This is a genomic window from Streptomyces phaeolivaceus (genome assembly GCF_009184865.1).
Lineage (GTDB): Bacteria > Actinomycetota > Actinomycetes > Streptomycetales > Streptomycetaceae > Streptomyces > Streptomyces phaeolivaceus.
In genome coordinates, this window is record NZ_CP045096.1 from 3541160 (window position 1) to 3559438 (window position 18279).

Annotated in this window: 16 protein-coding genes; 6 read left to right on the forward strand and 10 right to left on the reverse strand. The window is 71.7% G+C overall.

Annotated elements, in window-relative coordinates:
* Positions 1 to 9: 9 nt before the first annotated feature.
* The 3 genes from F9278_RS16600 to F9278_RS16610 all read right to left on the reverse strand — a co-directional run bounded on the left by F9278_RS16600 (position 10) and on the right by F9278_RS16610 (position 4024).
* Positions 10 to 1488, reverse strand: a complete 1479-nt coding sequence (locus F9278_RS16600; RefSeq protein WP_152169045.1) for a radical SAM/SPASM domain-containing protein — start codon at positions 1486 to 1488, stop codon at positions 10 to 12.
* Positions 1485 to 2912 (reverse strand): hypothetical protein, encoded by a 1428-nt coding sequence (locus tag F9278_RS48185; protein WP_152169046.1) that lies wholly within the window; start codon positions 2910 to 2912, stop codon positions 1485 to 1487. The genes F9278_RS16600 and F9278_RS48185 overlap by 4 nt, the downstream gene beginning before the upstream one ends.
* Positions 2913 to 3097: 185 nt before the next feature.
* Complete coding sequence (locus tag F9278_RS16610) at positions 3098 to 4024, reverse strand: alpha/beta fold hydrolase (protein ID WP_319023109.1); 927 nt, start codon at positions 4022 to 4024, stop codon at positions 3098 to 3100.
* A gap of 107 nt (positions 4025 to 4131) precedes the next feature.
* Between F9278_RS16610 and F9278_RS16615 the strand changes: the two genes are divergently transcribed.
* Positions 4132 to 4746, forward strand: coding sequence for a TetR/AcrR family transcriptional regulator (locus F9278_RS16615; RefSeq protein WP_152169048.1), 615 nt, complete (start codon positions 4132 to 4134; stop codon positions 4744 to 4746).
* Between the two features lie 12 nt (positions 4747 to 4758).
* Here F9278_RS16615 and F9278_RS16620 read toward each other — a convergent pair whose 3' ends face one another.
* From F9278_RS16620 to F9278_RS16630, 3 genes are read right to left on the reverse strand one after another with little or no spacing between them, the layout of a single operon-like run.
* Positions 4759 to 6468: a thiamine pyrophosphate-binding protein gene (locus tag F9278_RS16620; RefSeq protein ID WP_152169049.1), complete on the reverse strand. Its 1710-nt coding sequence runs from the start codon at positions 6466 to 6468 to the stop codon at positions 4759 to 4761.
* Entirely contained in the window at positions 6465 to 7517 is a 1053-nt protein-coding gene (speB, locus tag F9278_RS16625; protein WP_152169050.1) for an agmatinase, read from the reverse strand. The genes F9278_RS16620 and speB overlap by 4 nt, the downstream gene beginning before the upstream one ends.
* Positions 7518 to 7571: 54 nt before the next feature.
* Positions 7572 to 9035 (reverse strand): sodium:solute symporter, encoded by a 1464-nt coding sequence (locus F9278_RS16630; RefSeq protein WP_152169051.1) that lies wholly within the window; start codon positions 9033 to 9035, stop codon positions 7572 to 7574.
* Between the two features lie 108 nt (positions 9036 to 9143).
* Between F9278_RS16630 and F9278_RS16635 the strand changes: the two genes are divergently transcribed.
* The gene (locus F9278_RS16635; protein WP_152169052.1) at positions 9144 to 10739 is read left to right on the forward strand and encodes a PucR family transcriptional regulator; all 1596 of its coding nucleotides are present in this window, start codon (positions 9144 to 9146) and stop codon (positions 10737 to 10739) included.
* Between the two features lie 109 nt (positions 10740 to 10848).
* Positions 10849 to 11643 (forward strand): phosphatase, encoded by a 795-nt coding sequence (locus F9278_RS16640; protein ID WP_152169053.1) that lies wholly within the window; start codon positions 10849 to 10851, stop codon positions 11641 to 11643.
* Positions 11644 to 11655: 12 nt separating this feature from the next.
* Here F9278_RS16640 and F9278_RS16645 read toward each other — a convergent pair whose 3' ends face one another.
* From F9278_RS16645 to F9278_RS16660, 4 genes are all read right to left on the reverse strand, one after another.
* Positions 11656 to 12537, reverse strand: a complete 882-nt coding sequence (locus F9278_RS16645; protein ID WP_152169054.1) for an acyl-CoA thioesterase — start codon at positions 12535 to 12537, stop codon at positions 11656 to 11658.
* Positions 12538 to 12609: 72 nt separating this feature from the next.
* Positions 12610 to 13767 (reverse strand): acyl-CoA dehydrogenase family protein, encoded by a 1158-nt coding sequence (locus F9278_RS16650; protein ID WP_152169055.1) that lies wholly within the window; start codon positions 13765 to 13767, stop codon positions 12610 to 12612.
* Between the two features lie 192 nt (positions 13768 to 13959).
* Positions 13960 to 14481, reverse strand: coding sequence for an NUDIX domain-containing protein (locus F9278_RS16655; protein ID WP_152169056.1), 522 nt, complete (start codon positions 14479 to 14481; stop codon positions 13960 to 13962).
* A complete protein-coding gene (locus F9278_RS16660; protein WP_152169057.1) occupies positions 14478 to 15743 on the reverse strand; it encodes a helix-turn-helix domain-containing protein in 1266 nt (421 codons plus the stop codon). The genes F9278_RS16655 and F9278_RS16660 overlap by 4 nt, the downstream gene beginning before the upstream one ends.
* 182 nt (positions 15744 to 15925) lie before the next feature.
* Here F9278_RS16660 and tgmA point away from each other — a divergent pair, with 182 nt between their 5' ends.
* Genes tgmA through tgmC form a run of 3 tightly spaced genes read left to right on the forward strand, consistent with a single transcriptional unit; the run spans position 15926 to position 18278 of the window.
* Positions 15926 to 16189, forward strand: a complete 264-nt coding sequence (gene tgmA, locus F9278_RS16665; protein ID WP_152169058.1) for a putative ATP-grasp-modified RiPP — start codon at positions 15926 to 15928, stop codon at positions 16187 to 16189.
* The gene (gene tgmB / locus F9278_RS16670; protein WP_152169059.1) at positions 16189 to 17154 is read left to right on the forward strand and encodes an ATP-grasp ribosomal peptide maturase; all 966 of its coding nucleotides are present in this window, start codon (positions 16189 to 16191) and stop codon (positions 17152 to 17154) included. Before tgmA ends, tgmB begins: the two co-directional genes overlap by 1 nt.
* Positions 17151 to 18278 carry an ATP-grasp peptide maturase system methyltransferase gene (tgmC, locus tag F9278_RS16675; protein ID WP_152169060.1) on the forward strand — a complete coding sequence of 376 codons (1128 nt, stop codon included), beginning with the start codon at positions 17151 to 17153 and terminating at the stop codon, positions 18276 to 18278. The genes tgmB and tgmC overlap by 4 nt, the downstream gene beginning before the upstream one ends.
* Position 18279 lies beyond the last annotated feature (1 nt).

Below are 18279 nucleotides of genomic sequence, written 5' to 3' on the forward strand. Positions count from 1 at the left end.
GGGGCTCCTTCAGACGAGGCCGGCGGCGCCGGCGTCTGCTGCGGGGTGGGCGTCCGGCACCGGCGGCCGGCGGAAGAACTCGGGGTCGGCCTGCGTGAGTTCCACATAGGCGCGCAGGCAGAAGGCCAGCCAGCCGCGGATGTAGTCGCAGCCGGGCCGTCCGCGTCTGCTCACCTCGTGGTAGCAGCCGCCCCCGCACAGATACCGGGCCCAGCAGGAGCGGCACGGCTCGGCCCGGTCGACGTGACCGGCCCTCAGATGGCGGCGGCGGGCTTCGGTGTCGGGCCCGTCGGCGACGGAGCCCATGGCGTGGGCGGGGTCGTCGACCAGGCGGTGACAGGCGTACAGCCCGCCCTCGGCGGAGGCGCTGAGATAACCGGCGCCCGCGCCGCAGGGGTAGGGGCGGTGGGTGCCTCGGTGCAGCTGTTCGAGGGCGGTCAGCAGGTTCCCGAAGGGGTAGCTCCGGCCCGCCGACAGCTCGCTCAGGGCCCGCTCGCCGCACTCCACCATCCGCTCCAGGAACCCGGCGAAGGCGGCCGTGTCGATCTCGTACGCCGGGTCGGGGGCGCTGACCACGGCCGCGAAGCCGACGTCGTCGAAACCGAGCCCGATGCCGTGCTCCAGTACGTCGAGCAGGCGCGCGGTCCTCGGGGTGACGCTGACCCGGGCCGCGAGATGACGCGGGCGGCCGTGCCGGGCGAGCACGTCCAGACCGGCCCGCAGCCGGTCGTAGGCGCTGGCCCCGCCCGGGGCGTGCCGCAGCGCGTCGTGACCGGCCCGGTCGCCGTCCAGGCTGACGGTGACGGTGAAGGGGTGCTCGGCGAAGAGCCGGGCGTCCTCGGGCCGTACGGTGGTGAGGTTGGTGGTGAGGGAGAAGCGGACGGTGTGTCCCGTCTCCCGGCCCGCCCGCGTGGCGTGGGCGACCACGTCGTGGATCAGGTGCCGGGCGAGCAGCGGTTCGCCGCCCATGAAGCCGACCACCACGTCCGCCCCCGGCGCGGCCTCGGCCAGCAGCCGGTCCACGGCGGCGTACGCCGTGTGCCGGGGCATCGCACGGGCGGCGCCGCCGAAGCGTCCCTCGTCCGCGTAGCAGTGGCCACAGCTGAGGTTGCAGGCCTGCATCACGTTGAGGGAGAGGGAGGAGAGCGGGGGCGGTTCGAGGGGGGTGCCGTCGATCCTTCGCGGCCGGTCCCACAGCGGGAGCCCGAGCCGGTCGGCGAGGTCCGCCGGGGTGCCGTCGGGCTCCGCCGCCCACCGCTCCAGCCGGGCGGCGAGCGGTGCGGGCAGGTCGTAGATCCGGCTGCCGTCCGAGACGAGCAGATGCGCGCCGAGCGCACTGCGGAAGACCTTGAACTCGGCGGCCCCGTCGGGCGGCCGGACCGGACCGCCGGGTGGCTGACCGGCTCCGGCCGACGGGGGTGGCGGACCGTCCGACGGTGGGAGCGGGCCGTCCGGGGGGCGGCGCCCGATCTGGAGCAGTACGGTCATGAGTTCGGCTCCGCGTCCTCGGCCAGCTGGGCGGCCCAGCCGACCAGCAGGTCGTACTGGCGGCGGGTCAGGTGCAGGGGGTAGTTGTCGGAGCCGCGCATTCCGCTGGGCATCTGCCAGGTGTAGAACCGCGAGGAGCGGAGCGAGGCGCCCCCGTCGGCGGCCGGCTCGGCGGGCGGGCGGACCCAGGTCGGGATCAGGTCGCGCCGTTCCCGGATCATGTCCTCCAGCACCTCCAGGGCCACGAACCGGCGGTGCCGGCGCCGGCCGCGCTCGGTGAGGGCGAGCAGCAGTCCGAGCAGCGGCTGCGGAGACTCGAAGGCCAGGGCGCGCGCGTCGGCCGGGGACACGTTCAGAGCAGGGGCGATACGGGCGTTCTCGTTGCCCGACCGCTCGTTCTGCACATCCACGTTGACCGCGACCATGGTCTCCAGCACGCGTTCGAACAGGTCGCGGATTTCGAGCGCGGTCTGCTCGTCCGCCACGAAGCCGGGCGTGTGGACCTCCTCCCGTTTGAGCCGGTCGGCCAGGCCGTCGGCGAGGGAGACGAAGGGCCTGCGGTCGGGAGCGAAGTCGGGCGGCGCGGCCACGATCCGCGCGGTGGCCGCCAGGCCGCCGGGCAGCCGGACGGTGACCGTGCCGTCGCACACGTCGTCGACGAGGCCGAGGCCGCGGCGGAACTCCGCGCCCGCGAACAGGTTGCCCGGAGCCGTCCGGTCGTCGTCCCCCAGGGTGAAGCCGACCCAGCGCGACGCCGGGTTGAGGATGCGCCGCGCGGCCGGGATGTCGTAGTCGGCCTCCGACCGGGGGTCCCGCAGGTTCGTGGGCCCGTAGACGGCGCCCGTCCCCGGGGTGAACCGCAGCCGCAGCCCGGGGAGTTCCTCGTTGGGCACGGGCAGTTGCACGGCGCCCAGCGGCAGGCCGGCGCCGGAGGGGACCAGGGGCGCCTCCTCGTCCTGCGGGGAGACTCCGGCCAGGACGCGCGCCTGGTTGTCGTCGCCGGTCAGCTCGACCCGGGCCTCGATCCGGTCGCCGGCCCGCTGGGTGAGGTGGTGCGCCTTGAGGTTGGCGACCGAGACCTCCCAGCGGACGTCCGCCAGGCTCAACCCCGAGTCCGCCAGGATCTGTTCCGTCAGCGGCCCCTCGCCGGACCTGCCGTCGACGGTCCAGGATCCGTGCACCTCGAAGTAGGGGCAGACCGGCCGCCAGCCCGCCTCGTCCTTGAACCGCACGCGCTCCGGCATACGGGCGCTCAGCCTGCCGTCGGCGTCGAGGTCCAGAGTGAGGTCGGGCACGACGGTGGTCCTGCCCGTGCCACGGGGGGTGAGATCGCTGGGCCCCCAGCGGTAGTTGTCACAGGGCACCGTGGAGGGGCCCAACCGGGCGAAGGCCAGGGGTGGTTGAAGCCAGAGCCGTTCGATCACCGGCTGCTCCTTGGGGTGGGGAGGACAGAGGGGATGCCCTGTGCGGCACGACATGTGGCACGACATCACGCGATGACAGAATGTACAAGAAATATCACTCTGTGTGATTCAGGCTGGGGAAAACCACCCGGGCGCACTTCAGGAATCGAGGCCACGCGCCTCCCCGCCCCCCACCCCCGCCCGGGTCAAACAGCGTCCTCCCGGTCGCCCGTGTGCCGCAGGATCTCCTCGGCCAAGCGGGCGTCCAGCGCCGTCGGCAGGGTGTGGCCCAGCCCTTCGATCATGACGAGCCGGGCTCCGGGGATCCTGGCGGCGGTGGCCTCTCCGTGTGCGGGCGGGAACATCGGGTCCTCGGTCCCGTGCAGCACCAGCGTCGGCGCGGTGACGGAGGCCAGGGCCGCCGTGTCGTCCCCGCCGGCCGCCCCGGCGAGTGTGTGGTTGAACCCGGCGGTCAGGTCGCGCGCCCGCTCGTACACCCGGCGCTCCATGGCCCGGTACTCCTCCTCGTCGAACGGCAGCACCGAGCCGTGCAGCACCCGCCACAGCGGCAGCCGGAGCGCGAGGTGGCCCTCCAGCCCGGCCCCGGGATCGGGGAGGGTGGCGGCGAGCGCGGCCAGCAACTCGGCGCTGGGCGGCGGCAGTTCACCCGGCCCCGGGGGCGCCCCCTCCAGCGCCCGCCGCACCAGCGCCGCCGTGTCCGTGCCCAGCGGCTGGGACGACAGGCTCGTCAGGGTCAGCACCCGTAGCGGATCGGTGACGGCGACGCGCTGCGCGATGATCCCGCCCAGCGACGCGCCCACGAGATGCGCCCGCTCCACCCCGAACGCGTCCAGCACGGCCAGCGCGTCCGAGGCCAGGTCGGCGACGGTGTACGGACGTACGGCGAAGTCGACGACGGAGGACCGCCCGGTGTCCCGGTGGTCGTAACGGATCACCCGCCGCCCGCCCTCGACCAGCCGCCGCACGATCCCGTCGTTCCACTGCACGCCCTGCGCCCGCGCACCCATCACCAGCAGCACGACCGGATGCCCGGGGCCGCCGAACTCCTCGGCCCACAGCTCGACGCCGTCCACGGCGACGATCCGCTCACGGCTCACCAGGTCTTCGTTCACGACTCCATTTTCCTGCATGGTCGTTCAAGATAATGACTCGGCGCGGATCCCGCACTCGTTCTCCCGTGAAGTGGACGCCTCGCCGCCGCACGCTGCACCCTGGCCCCATGGCCGGAGTCAAGGGGCAGGTGCAGAAGCGGGGCGTGGAGCGCCGACGCGCGATGGTGGACGCGGCGATCACGCTCTTCTCGCAGCAGGGGGTACGGGGAACCGGCGTCGCCGCGATCGCGGAGCGGGCCGGTGTGACCCCCTCCGCCCTCATCCACCACTTCGGCAGCAAGGACGGCCTGGTCCAGGCGGTCCTGGAGGAGGCCGACCGCCGCGCGCCGGCCCGGCTGTCCGCGACCCCGGATTCGGGACCCACCCTCGACCAGGCCTTCGCGTGGCTGCTGAAGGACGTTGAGCACACGGCCGCCGACGAACGCGAACTGACCGCCCTGCACGCCACGTTGACGGCCGAGAACCTCGAACCGGGCACCGCCCTGCACACCTGGTTCCGCGACCGGGGCCGGACCCTGCGGGCCCATCTGACCGCTCTCTTCACCCGCGCCGCGGCCGACGGCTCGATCCGCCCGGACCTGAGACCGGGCCTCCTGGCCGCCGAGGTGACCGCCTTCCTCGAAGGCGCGCACCTCATCTGGCTCCTGGACCCCGAAGAGGTGGACCTGACCGCCGTGTGCCGCGGCTACTTCGAGGGCCTGACCGCCCGACTCCGCCCGTGACCCACGCCGGGCCTAGGATCCATCGGAAGGGCCCTGGCCCTCCAGATGCGTCGCAGCGAACATCCGCAGCACCGCCGGCAGCACGAGCACCGAAGGGCCGGGCGTGGCAAGGGACCTGGTGAGGTCCTCGGCGAGGGTCTCGGGGGTGGTGCGGGTGCCCGGGACGCCGAACGACTCCGCCAGGGCCACATAGTCCGGCCGGGTCAGTTCCGTGGCGGTCGCCTCGCCGAACGCGTCGGTCATGTACTCGCGGAGGATGCCGTAGCCGCCGTCGTCGACGATGAGCCAGGTGACGTTCAGGTCGTACTGGCGGGCCGTGGCGAGTTCGGCGATGGAGTAGAGCGCGCCGCCGTCGCCGGAGACCGCCAGGACCGGGCGGGTGGGGTCGGCCGCCGCGGCGCCGAGGGCCGCGGGGAAGCCGTAGCCGAGGCCGCCGGCGCCCTGGGCGGAGTGCATGTGGTTGGGGCCCTTGGCGTCGAAGGCCGACCAGGCCCAGTAGGCGAGGATCGTCATGTCCCAGAAGGACGGGGAGTCGGCGGGCAGGGCCTTGCGGATGGACGCCAACAGCTCCTGTTCCAGGGTGAGTTCCTGGGCGGCGATCCGGTCGGCGACCTTCGCCAGGACCTCGCGGACGCGCTCGGCGGCCCCGGTGTCCGGGCGCTCCGACACCGTCTCCAGCAGCGCCTGGAGAGCGAGCCGGGCGTCCGCGTGGATGCCGAGCGCCGGGTGGTTGGACTCCAGTTTGCCGAGGTCCGCCTCGATCTGGATCACCCGGCCGCGCGGCTTGAACGTGTGGTAGTTCGAGGAGAGTTCACCGAGTCCGGAGCCGACGACCAGCAGGACGTCCGCGTCCTCCAGGAAGTCCGTGGTGTGCCGGTCCTCGATCCAGGACTGGAGCGACAGCGGGTGCGTCCAGGGGAACGCGCCCTTGCCGCCGGGCGTGGTGACCACCGGCGCCCGGAGCGTCTCCGCCAGCTGCCGCAGCTTCCGGGACGCGTCCGCGCGGACGACTCCCCCGCCCGCGATGATCGCCGGGCGCGCGGCGCCGGACAGCAAGTGGGCGGCCAGCGCCGTCAGTTCGGGGCGCGGGGGCAGTTCCTCGGGGAAGGCGTCGCCGCCGGTCACCACCGGGATCAGGGTCTCGGCGAGCAGCACGTCCTGCGGGATCTCCACCCACACGGGGCCGTGCGGGGCCGACAGCGCCGACTTCCAGGCCGCCTCGATCGCGGACGGGATCTGGGACTGCGTACGGACGGTGTGGACGGACTTCACGACACCCCGGAACGAGGCCGCCTGGTCCGGGAGTTCATGGAGGTAGCCGTGCCGGCCCCCGCCGAGGCCCGCCGTCGGGATCTGGCTGCTGATGGCGAGGACGGGGGCCGAGGCCGCCGCCGCCTCCTGGAGCGCGGCCAGGGAGGTCAGCGCCCCCGGGCCGGTGGAGAGCAGCAGCGGGGCCGCCTCGCCCGTGATCCGGCCGTACGCGTCCGCCGCGAACCCCGCGTTGTTCTCCACCCGGAGCCCGATGTACCGCAGGTCGGAGCGGCGCAGCGCGTCGAACATGCCCAGCGCGTGCTGGCCGGGGAGCCCGAAGACGGTCGTCGCGCCGAGCCCGGCCAGGGTCTCGACGACCAGGTCTCCGCCGTTGCGGCCGGGGGGAGGGTTCAGCGCCGCCTCCGTCTGGGCGGCCGTCGGGCGGAGTACCAGGTCGTGGTCGTGGGTCACTGCGCTGCCTTGTCCTTCTCCGCCTGCGTGATCTCTGCCTGCGTGATCTTTTCCTGCGCGATCTGGCGGGACATGATCGTGGTCAGTTCGTACGCCGTGTGCGAGGCGGCCACGGCGGTGATCTCGGCGTGATCGTACGCGGGCGCCACCTCGACGACGTCGGCGGAGACCAGGTTGCGGGAGGCGAGGCCGCGCAGGATCTCCAGCAGTTCGCGGGAGGTCATACCACCGGCCTCCGGCGTCCCCGTGCCCGGCGCGTGGGCCGGGTCGAGGCAGTCGATGTCGATGGAGATGTACAGCGGGCGGTCGCCGATGCGCTGGCGCAGCTGGTCGGCGACCTCGTCCGCGCCCCGCCGGTAGATGTCGGCGGAGGTGACGATGCCGAAGCCCATCTTCTCGTCGTCGGTGAGGTCCTGCTTGCCGTACAGGGGCCCGCGCGTGCCCACGTGGGACAGCGCCTCCGTGTCCAGGATGCCTTCCTCCACGGCCCGCCGGAACGGGGTGCCGTGCGTGTACTCGGCGCCGAAGTACGTGTCCCAGGTGTCGAGATGGGCGTCGAAGTGGAGGAGGGCGACCGGGCCGTGCTTCTTGGCGACCGAGCGCAGCAGCGGCAGCGCGATGGTGTGGTCGCCGCCGAGGGTCATCAGCCGGGCGCCCGTGCCGAGCAGCTCGTCCGCCGCCGCCTCGACCGTCTCCACCGCCTCGTGGATGTCGAACGGGTTGGCGGCGATGTCACCGGCGTCCGCGACCTGGGCGAGGGCGAACGGGGAGGCGTCCTGGGCCGGGTTGTAGGGGCGCAGCAGCCGGGACGCCTCACGGATCGCGTTGCCGCCGAAGCGGGCGCCCGGCCGGTAGGAGACACCCGAGTCGAACGGCACACCCACGACCGCGATGTCCGCGCGGCCCACCTCGTCGAGACGCGGCAGCCGGGCGTAGGTCGCGGGACCGGCGTAGCGCGGGATCCGGGAGGAGTCGACGGGGCCACGGGGCGAATCGACCGGGCCGCGGGGAGAGTCGACGGGGCCTCGGGGCGTCTCGGTGCCGCTCATGATGTTCTGCCTTCTTTCCTACGCTTCGTCGCGTATGTACCACTCGGTACGACTCTACTGGTGCGCCGGCGCCGGCTCGGACACGGGTTCGGGTGACCGCCCGGCCAGCCGCTCCCGCCAGGCGGCGAGGACGGCCGCGTCGGTGGGCGGGGTGGCGAGGGAGACGATCAGATACGCGGCGAGCGACAGCAGCAGGCCGTAGTAGACGGGCTCGTTGGCGAGGATCCCGTGCGTGGCCATCAGGACGATCACCGCGAGGCCGCCGACCGCGACGCCGGCGAGCGCGCCCTGCGCGGTGCCCCGCTTCCACAGCAGTCCGCCGAGGATGGGCACGAGGAGGCCGCCGACGAGGAGGTTGTACGCGACGGTCAGCGCCTCGACGACGTTGTCGAGCGCGATCGCCGTACAGATCACCGCGACCCCCATGACCAGGATGAGGATCCGGTTGCCCCGGACCTCGTCGTGGTCGTCACCGGCGGACCGGCCGACCGCTCCCCGCAGCCGGGACCAGATGTCGTTGTTGGCGACGGTCGCGCAGGCGATGAGCGCGCCCGAGGAGGTCGACATCACGGCGGCCAGGGCGGCGGCGAGCACCAACCCCCTTACGCCGATGGGGAGTTCCTCCTTCACGATGGTCGCGAAGGCGTCGTCGGCGTTGGCCAGGTTCGGGAAGAGCACCTTGGCCGCCGTACCGATGACGGCGCCGGCGAGGGCGTAGGCGAGGCAGTAGGTGCCCGCGACCGTGCCGCCCCACTTGGCCGTGCGGTCGCCGCGGGCGGTGAAGACGCGCTGCCAGATGTCCTGCCCGATGAGCATGCCGAAGGTGTAGATCAGCACATAGGTGAAGATCGTCTCGCCGCCGATGCCCAGCGGATCGAAGTACGAGGTGGGGAGTTCGTCCCTCATCTCACTGAACCCGCCGGCCTTGACGACGGCGATCGGCAGGAGCAGAAGCAGCACGCCGATGGTCTTCACCACGAACTGGACCATGTCCGTCAGCGTGATCGACCACATGCCGCCGAGCGTGGAGTACGCGACGACGATGGAGCCGCCGAGGACGATCGCGAGCGTGCGGTTCATGTCGAACAGGACGTCGAAGATCGTGGCGTAGGCGATGGTCGAGGTGACCGCGAGCATCAGCGTGTACGCCCACATGACGACGCCGGAGATGACGCCCGACCGGCCGCCGTAGCGCAGGTCGAGCATCTCGGAGACGGTGTAGACCTTCAGCCGGGCGATGCGGGCGGAGAAGAACACGGAGAGGGCGAGCAGGCCCAGGCCGATGGTGAAGACCATCCAGGCGCCGGAGAGGCCGTACCGGTAGCCGAGCCCCACCCCGCCGATGGTCGAGGCGCCGCCGAGGACGATGGCCGCCATGGTGCCGGAGTACATCGTCGGGCCGAGGCGGCGCCCGGCGACCAGGAACTCGCTCTTCGACCTGGCGCGGCGCATGCCCCACCAGCCCATGGCCAGCATTGCGGCCAGATAGACGACGATGACGGTGTAGTCGACGGCCATGGTGAAAGGCCTCCTTCGCGCACACTCGGTGGCGGGTGATGGGCACTGACACTAGGTGGCCGGAAAGCGACTGCGAAGTGTACGTTTCATCCATTCGAGCCGCGCCGGATGGAAGGAACGCACACCATGCCGGACCCGGCCGCTCCACCCGCCCCGGCGGTCCCTCCCACCCCACCCGTCCTCCTCTCGGCACTGCTGGCCGTGGACGGCCTCGGCCTGCGGCAGATCGCCGGGCCCGAGGACGCGGGGACGGCGGTCCACTGGGCGCACACCTCGGAGATGTCGGACCCGTATCCGTATCTGCTCGGCGGCGAGCTGCTGCTGACGGCCGGCGTCCACATCCCGGAGGCGGCCGGTTCGGGCACCTACTTCGACGACTACGTCTCCCGGATCGTCGCGGCGGGCGGCGCGGCCCTCGGCTTCGGCGTCGCCCCCGTCCACGACAGTGTCCCGAGGGCCCTGGTCGCGTCCTGCGACTCCTACGGCCTGCCCCTGATCGAGGTCCCGCCCCGCACCACGTTCTCGGGCGTCGCCCGCGCGGTCTGGCAGCTGATGGCCCGCGCCCGCCACGCCGAACTCCGCCGCGTCACCGAGGCCCAGCAGGCCCTCGCCGCAGCCGCCTCCCGCCCGGACCCGGCCCGCGCGGTCCTCCGCCGGCTCGCCCAGCGGGTGAGGGGCCGAGCGGTCCTGTACGGCCCGGAGGGCACGGAACTGGCATCGGCGGGCCGGGAGACGGCAACAACGGTCACACAAGCATTGGCGGCCCTTGCAACCAGGGTCCGCCCTTCAAGGGGCGCGGGGAACTGCGCGAACGGCCCCGACGAACCCGCACCCGCCAACGCACCGAAACCCCCCACCCCCTCCCCGCGCACCCCCACCCCCACCTCCGCGACCGACACAGTCAACGGCACCCACCTCGCCGCCTACACACTGGGCACCTCCCACGGCTTCACCCTCGGCGTAGCCACCCCCCACCGCACCCCCGGTGACCACACGATCACCTCCGTAGCCGCCGTCCTCCTCTCCCTCCTCACCGACGAACGCCAGAGCGGCACGGGCGCGGCCCGCGCATCGGCGTTGGTGCAGCTCCTACTCGGCGCGGAGCCGCAGGAGGTCGCTTCTCTCCTGGGCAGGGCCACCCACTGGCGGGTCGTCCACGCCCGGCCCTCCGACGGCGACCCTCACCCCGGCTCGTTGACCATCGCCGCCCTCGGAACCGCCTTGGGCTCAACCCTGGTGGACGCCTGCGGCGAAACCGTCCGCGTCCTCCTCCCCGCCGACCGCGAGGTCACCGAGCAGCCCGGCTGGACCTGCGGCGTGAGCGCCCCCGCCGAACCGCACGCCTGGCCCGCCGCCGACGTCCAGGCCGCCCGCGCGCTGGCACGGGCCAGGGCGACCCGTACCGCACTGGTCCGGCACGGGTCCCGTACGACACTCGCCCAGTTGGTGCCGGAGGACGACGCGACCGCCCACGCGCACGCCCTGCTGGCCCCGCTGACCACCGCCCCCGGCGCCGCCGCGCTCACCGAGACCCTGCGCACCTGGCTGTCCCTGCACGGCAGTTGGGACCGTACGGCGGTCGCGCTGGCCGTGCACCGCAACACGGTCCGCCAACGGATCGGCCGCTGCGCCGCGTTGCTCGGCGCGGACCTCGACGACCCGGACGTACGGATGGAGTTGTGGTTCGCGCTGCGGCGGGACTGAACGGGCGGCCGGGAACCGACGGGCAGGAGCGGACCCCTCGCGGAGTGACGCAGGTCGCAGCGGACGGTACGCCCGCGACGCCCACACTCCTCTGCCTCACAATGGACGCATGCCGATACCCGGGACCCCCAGCCGCGCCGAGCTCGTCGAACACCTCGTGAAGACGCGTATCGCGGGCGATGTCGCCACACCGCGCGAGAACAACCTCTCCCACTACCGCGAACTGGCCAACGGCAACCGCCACTACTGGCTCGGCCTGGAGCTCGGGGACCGCTGGACCGACGAGCAGGACGTGCTGGCCGTGATGGCGGAGCGCGTCGGCGTGAACGACGACCCGGGGCACCGCTACGGCCAGGACACCATCGACCCGGATCTGACGGTCGACGCGCTGGAGCGCATGGCGGCCCGGCTGCGCAAGGCGGCCGACGGCGGGCAGCGGGTCCTGTTCGCCACCGGGCACCCCGGCGGGCTGCTCCAGGTGCACAACGAGACCGCGCGGGCGCTGCGCGCGGCCGGCTGCGAGATCGTCGTCATCCCGGACGGCCTCCAGACGGAGGAGGGGTATGTGATGCAGTTCGCGGACGTGGCCGTCCTCGAACACGGCGCCACGCTCTGGCACACCCACTCCCCCGAGCCGATGCGGGCGATCCTGCGGGGTCTGGAGGGCGCCGGCCGCCCGCTGCCCGACCTGGTCGTCGCCGACCACGGCTGGGCGGGCTGCGCGGGCCAGCTCGGTGTGGACTCCGTCGGTTACGCGGACTCCAACGACCCCGCCCTCTTCCTCGGCGAGTCCGAGGGCACCCTCCAGGCCGTGGTGCCGCTCGACGACCATGTGGTCAGCCCGCGCCACTACGACCCGATGTCGGCGTATCTGCTGGCGCAGGCAGGACTGGAGGACGACTGACCGGGCCGGACCTCAGGCAGTCTTCGTCGGCCTCGGCACCCGGACGACGCCCTCCTGGATCACGGAGATCGCGAGCCGGCCGTCCTGGGTGTAGATCCGGCCCTGGCCGAGGCCCCGGCCGGCCGACGCGGACGGCGACTCCTGGTCGTACAGCAGCCACTCGTCGGCGCGGAACGGCCGGTGGAACCACATGGCGTGGTCCAGCGAGGCCCCGACGACATCCCCGACGGCCCAGCCGCCGCGCCCGTGCGCGAGCAGGATGGAGTCGAGGAGCGTCATGTCGGAGACATACGTGGCGAGGACGACGTGCAGCAGCGGGTCGTCGTCGAGCTTGCCGTTGGCGCGGAACCAGACCTGGGAGTGCGGTTCGCGGGGCTCGCCGTAGCGGCCGTACGGCGGGTCGTCGACGTACCGTAGATCGACGGCGGCCCGCGCTTCGCGCATCTTCTCCACGACGGCCGGGTCGAGGCCGTACGCCGGGAGCCGCTGCTCGGCGGTGGGCAGGGACTCCGGGTCCGGCGCGGCGGGCATCGGGGCCTGGTGGTCGAGGCCGTCCTCGTACCGCTGGAAGGAGGCGGAGAGCGCGAAGATCGGCTGGCCGTGCTGGACGGCGACGACGCGGCGCGCGGTGAAGGAGCGGCCGTCGTTCATCCGCTCCACGGTGTAGACGATGGGGGCGCCGGCGTCGCCGATGCGCAGGAAGTACGCGTGCAGCGAGTGCGGCAGCCGGTCCGCGGGGACCGTGCGCCCGGCGGCGACGAGCGCCTGGGCCGCGACCTGCCCGCCGAAGACCCGGGGGACGATGGCGGGCCGGGACTGGCCGCGGAAGATGTTCTCCTCGATCTGCTCGAGGTCGAGCAGATCGAGGAGCGACTGAAGTGGAACCTGACTCATGGGTTCAGTTGTACTGGACAGTAATTTCCGGAACCTTGCGGCCCCGTGTCACAGTCCCCGCCGCGACGGGTGTCACAGCCCCATGTCCTTGGCGATGATCGACTTCATGATCTCGCTGGTGCCGCCGTAGATGCGGTTGACGCGGTTGTCCGCGTACAGGCGGGCGATCGGGTACTCGTTCATGAAGCCGTAGCCGCCGTGCAGCTGGAGGCAGCGGTCGATGACGCGGTGGGCGACCTCGGTGCAGAACAGCTTGGCGCTGGCGGCCTCGGCGGGCGTCAGCTCACCGGCGTCCAGGGCCTCGGTGGCGCGGTCGGCGACGGCCTCGGCGGCGTCCACCTCGGCCTGGCAGGCGGCCAGTTCGAACTTGGTGTTCTGGAAGTGCGCGACGGGCTTGCCGAAGACGACCCGGTCCTGCACGTACTGCTTGGCGAACCGGACGGCGGCCTTGGCCTGCGCGTAGGCGCCGTAGGCGATGCCCCAGCGCTCGGAGGCGAGGTTGTGGCCGAGGTAGGAGAAGCCCTTGTTCTCCTCGCCGAGGAGGTCCTCGACGGGCACCTTGACGTCGACGAACGCCAGCTCGGCGGTGTCGGAGGTCTTGAGCCCGAGCTTGTCGAGCTTCCGCCCGACCGAGTAGCCCTCGGCCTTGGTGTCCACGACGAAGAGGGAGATGCCGTGGCGGCGGTCCTCGGCGGAGGGCGCGTCGGTGCGGGCGCAGACGATCATGCGGTCGGCGTGGACACCGCCGGTGATGAAGGTCTTGGAGCCGTTGAGGACGTAGTGCGTGCCGTCCTCGCTGAGCTTGGCGGTGGTCTTCATGCCCGCGAGGTCGGAGCCGGTGCCCGGCTCGGTCATCGCGATCGCCCACATCTCCTCGCCGGAGACGAACTTCGGCAGGAAGCGCTTCTTCTGCTCGTCGTCGGCGAGCATCTTGATGTAGGGCAGACCGAGCAGCACATGCACACCGGAGCCGCCGAAGGTGACGCCCGCGCGGGCGGTCTCCTCGTACAGGACGGCCTCGAACTTGTACGAGTCGATACCGGCGCCGCCGTACTCCTCGTCCACGCGGATGCCGAAGACACCCAGCTCGGCGAGCTTGTAGTAGAACTCGCGCGGCGCCTGGCCGGCGGCGAACCACTCGTCGTACACGGGCACGACCTCGGCCTCGATGAAGGCACGCAGGGTCTCCCGGAACGCCTCGTGATCCTCGTTGAACACCGTACGGCGCACCGCCGCCACCTCCACCTGAGTACCTTCGGATGTGCCCAGCGCCCCACCGGACCGACCCGACCCAGGCTAAGCGCTTGCTCAGGCAACCGTACCGGCGAGTAGACAAGCCCGTCCAGACCCACCCCTGCGTAACGCTCGTCACTCCTTCGCGGCAGCGGCCCCGAAGGCCCCGCGCCATTGACGGCGATCAGGTCAAGGCGTCGGCACGCCGTCGCGGAGGTAGAGCGGCCGTCCGTTGGTGAGGGCGGTCATCGCAGCCGTGTAGCGGCGCCGGATGCGCTCGCCGAGCAGGGCACAGGCCTCGTCCGGCTCGACGAACACGGCCTCGGCAAGCTCTTCGTCCCGTGGGCGCAGCCGGTCCGTCTGGTCCTGGGACAACGTGCCGCCGTCGAACACGAACGCGATCTGGTCATCCCATGGGCCGTGCGGGGCCACCCAGTCCACCACCAGCAGCCCGCAGAGCGTGATCTTCAATCCAAGCTCTTCGAGGAGTTCGCGGACCACCGTCTCCTCGGGCGGCTCGTTCGCCTCCGCCATGCCCCCCGGCAGGTCCCAGCCCGGTTTGTAGGTGGGGTTCACCAGGAGTACGCGCCCCGCGAGATCACGCAACAGCACATCAGCCGCAACGCGCTTGCGGGCCTGTTTGGCGTTGCCTTCGGCCAAGTAGGCGTTCCAGGCTGCCGTGTCGGCGGGGTCGGGTGAGGTGCGCCTCATGCGGGGGTGCCTCCCGGTGACGGAGGGATCAGATCGGCCAGAAGAAGCATTCTGGCCCTGCGCGCGTCGTCGAAGCGCACCAGGTACTCACTCACCGGCCGGTACGCCTTGTGCTGCTCCAGTAGCCCGCGCAGCGCGTCGAGTTGCTGTACGACGCGGACAGAGCCCAGGGTCGGGGTCGTACTCAGAAGCGCGTGTGCCGCGTGCACAGCAGCGTCCAGCTCTCTGCGGCGCACTTGGATGTCCACAAGGCTGATCCGACTCAGCGCCAGTGACCGCGCCCGTCCGGTCTCTCGCAGGGCGACGGCCTGTTCGGCATGGTGCAAGGCCTCACCGAGCCGTTTCAGGTCGCGGAGGATCAGAGCGGATTCGCTGGCCAGGGCGGCAGCGTCGAACGGGCTGAGCCACGGGTGCTCGGCGTCCACGCCGCTGTCCAGATCCCGCCGTGCCGCTTCGAGTGCGTGAGCGGCCGGAGTGTACTGCTCGGCGGCGGCCAGGGCGCGTGCCCGCATCGTGCGCAACCGGGCGATCAACGCCGGAATCCGTGGCCCCTGGGCAGCGAGTTCAAGCCCGGTTCGAGCCCACTCCACGGCCGCCGCGGGGTCACCCGTCTGAAGCACGAGATGGCTGCTGCTCGCGGCGACATGGGCGGCCAATGGGAGGTCACCGGATGCGCGGGCCAGAGGCAGAGCCCGAGCGAAGTGCCGTTCGGCGAGGTCGTCCTGTCCGGAGTCGTGGGCCATCCAGCCGGCCATCTCCGTCAGGGCCGCCGCCGCGGCGAACATCTGCGGCCCGCTCGCCATGTCGACGAGCCGGGGTGCCACGCGGTCCGACAGATGCCGCACCACGGCCCCGTACAGACGGCCGCCGCCGGTCTGGCGGTCCGCGTCGCGGAAGTGGTCCATCGCCACGAGGTCGTCACCGTCCGGCGGCGAACGGTCCGCCCGCTGATGCTCCGGCACGCCTGCGGTGGGCTCCCATGCTCGGCGGGCCAGACCCAGTAAGTGCCCCGGGATGTGGAAGGCGTCGGCGATCTGCTCGAACAGGGCCAGCTTCTCCACACGGCTCTTGCCGTTCATGTAGTCGTAGAGCCGCCCCTGCGTGATGTCGACCGCAGCGGCGAGCCTCCGCGTACTCACACCTCGGTGGTTGAGCATGCGGAACACGGTGCCCATGTCCCGCTCGGCCAGCGCGCGCAGCAGGCGCTCATCCCCGAGCAGCCCGGAAACGATCACACGCGGGTCCGGCGAATGACGGCTCATCTGCGACTCCCCGAGCAACGGTGACCTGATGCTACGTCCAACGACCTTGCGGTGACTCCGTGTTGGAGTCCCCTTCTGGAGTCTCCCCATCCGGACTCAGCGTCGTTGACTGGCTGTCGACCACGAGGGAGGCGTATCCGTGAATGCCTCCCCATCAGCGGTACCGAGAGCCGAGGAGACCCATGCAGGCCACAGCGTCCGACGACCAGGTCACCCCCTGGGGAGTCAGCCGTATGAACCCGTTTCCTCCCGCTGAAGTTCTGCCCGCTGCGCGCGCGGTCCTCGACGCCGAGACGCAGACCGCAGCGTGGGTGGACCCCGGCGGCACACTGTTGCCGACACTGGACAAGCACAAGCGGTCGGAGACGTCGAAGGAGACAACGACGAAGACCAGTCTCGACGGCGCTTCGGACCAGGGCAGCGATCAGCAGGGAGACAGCGACTGATGGCCACAGGTGGGCCTCCTGTCCTCGTCGTCACGCGCCTGGACGACGCGACGGCCGACGAGGTGATCACCGAACTCAACCGGCGTCGTGTGCCCGTGGTACGGCTGGACCCTGGCGACTTCCCGACGACGGTCACCACGTCAGTGGTATTCGACAGCAGCGGGCCCGGCGGCACTCTGGCCACCGAGACCCGCGTTCTCGGCCTGGACAGCGTGCGCTCGGTGTATTGGCGACGGCCCACCCCCTACACTGCCGACCTCGCCATGAGCGAGCAGACGGCCCACTGGGCTGTGGAGGAGGCCCGCCATGGGCTCGGCGGCATCCTCGCCGCCCTCCCCGGCGCCCACTACGTGAATCACCCCTGGCGCAACCGTGATGCCGAGTACAAGCCGACACAGTTGGCGACGGCTGCCCGCTGCGGGCTCACCGTGCCTCCCACTCTGATCACCAACGACCCCGAACAGGCAAGCGCGTTCGTGGCCGAACACGGGCCGGTGCTCTACAAGCCTCTCCGGGAAACCGACTACGCCGACGCGGACGGCCAGGCATTGACCGTGTGGATCGACGACGTCACGCCCGACCAGATCGACAACCGGATACGCCACACCGCCCACCTGTTCCAACAACGGGTGACCAAGACCGCCGACATCCGCCTCACCGCCGTCGCCGAGCGCCTGTTCGCCGTCCGGATCGACGGCTCGCCCGGTGTCGACTGGCGCCGCCACTACGACCGGCTCACCTACACGCCCCTCAACGCCCCGCCTGAAATCGCCAAGGGGGTACGCGCCTACCTCGACGCCTTCGGCCTGACCTTCGGCGCCTTCGACTTCGGCCTGGACTCCGATGGTATGTGGCACTGGTACGAGTGCAATCCCAACGGCCAATGGGCTTGGTTCCCCGACCACATCATCGCTCCGATCACCGCCGCCCTCGCCGATCAGCTCCAGCGCGGAGGCCCCGTATGACCGCCGAACCAGCCCAGCTCCGCCGCAGCCTCGCCGCAGCCATCGCCGTGGAAGACCCCGCATGGCGTGACGCTCTCGAAGCTGTCCCACGCGAACTCTTCCTCGACGACACGGTGTTCCGTCCGTCCGGCACCCAGTGGGAGCCGGTGCACCGCCGGACGACCGGCGACGAAGAATGGCTCGGTCTCGTCTACCGGGACACCACATGGGTCACCCAGGTCGAAGGCATCACCGCCGCAGACGCCCCCGGGCCGCTGACCGGCCGCCCCACCTCCTCCAGCACTCTCCCCTCACTGATCATGCGCATGGTGGACCTCGCAGGCATCGGTGACGGTGACAGGGTGCTGGAGGTCGGTACCGGCACCGGCTACTCCACCGCCATCCTCTGCCATCGCCTCGGCGACCGGAATGTGTACTCCGTCGAATACGACCCGTCCCTCGCCGCCACCGCAGCCGAGCACATCCACGCCGCCGGACATTCCCCGACACTGGTCACGGGAGACGGACTCGCCGGACACAGGGACGCCGCCGACTACGACGCGATCGTCGCGACCTGCGCCGTCCGGCACATCCCCCCTGCCTGGCTGTACCAGGTCCGCAGCGGGGGGACCATCACCACCACCATCAGCGGATGGATGCTCGCCTCCGGCCTCATCCGTCTCACCGTCGAGGACGACGGCACCGCCACCGGTGGCTTCGCAGGGGACCGGATCAGCTACATGCTCGCCCGCCCCCACGAACGTCCTCCGCGCCCCATGTACTACCAGCGCGTGGGCAGCACCCGTCGCACCCGCCTGGACCCCGGCCTGCTCGACGACTGGACCGGCCGGTTCCTCGCCCAGCTCGCCGCGCCCTCCGCCGAACTCATGACCACAGGCGACGGCGTGATCCTCGTGGACGTCGCCACCGGCTCACAGGCGTGGACCGAACCCGCCGGCGACGGATGGCAGGTACACCAGCACGGCCCCCTGCGCCTGTGGGACGCCGCAGAGGAAGCCCTCACCATCTGGCAGGACGCCGGGGCGCCTCCCCAGTCCGACTTCGGCCTGACCGTGGAGGCCGACGGCATCCAACGCGTCTGGCTCGGCGAACCCGACGGCCCCGCCTGGTACTTGCCGGTCTGAA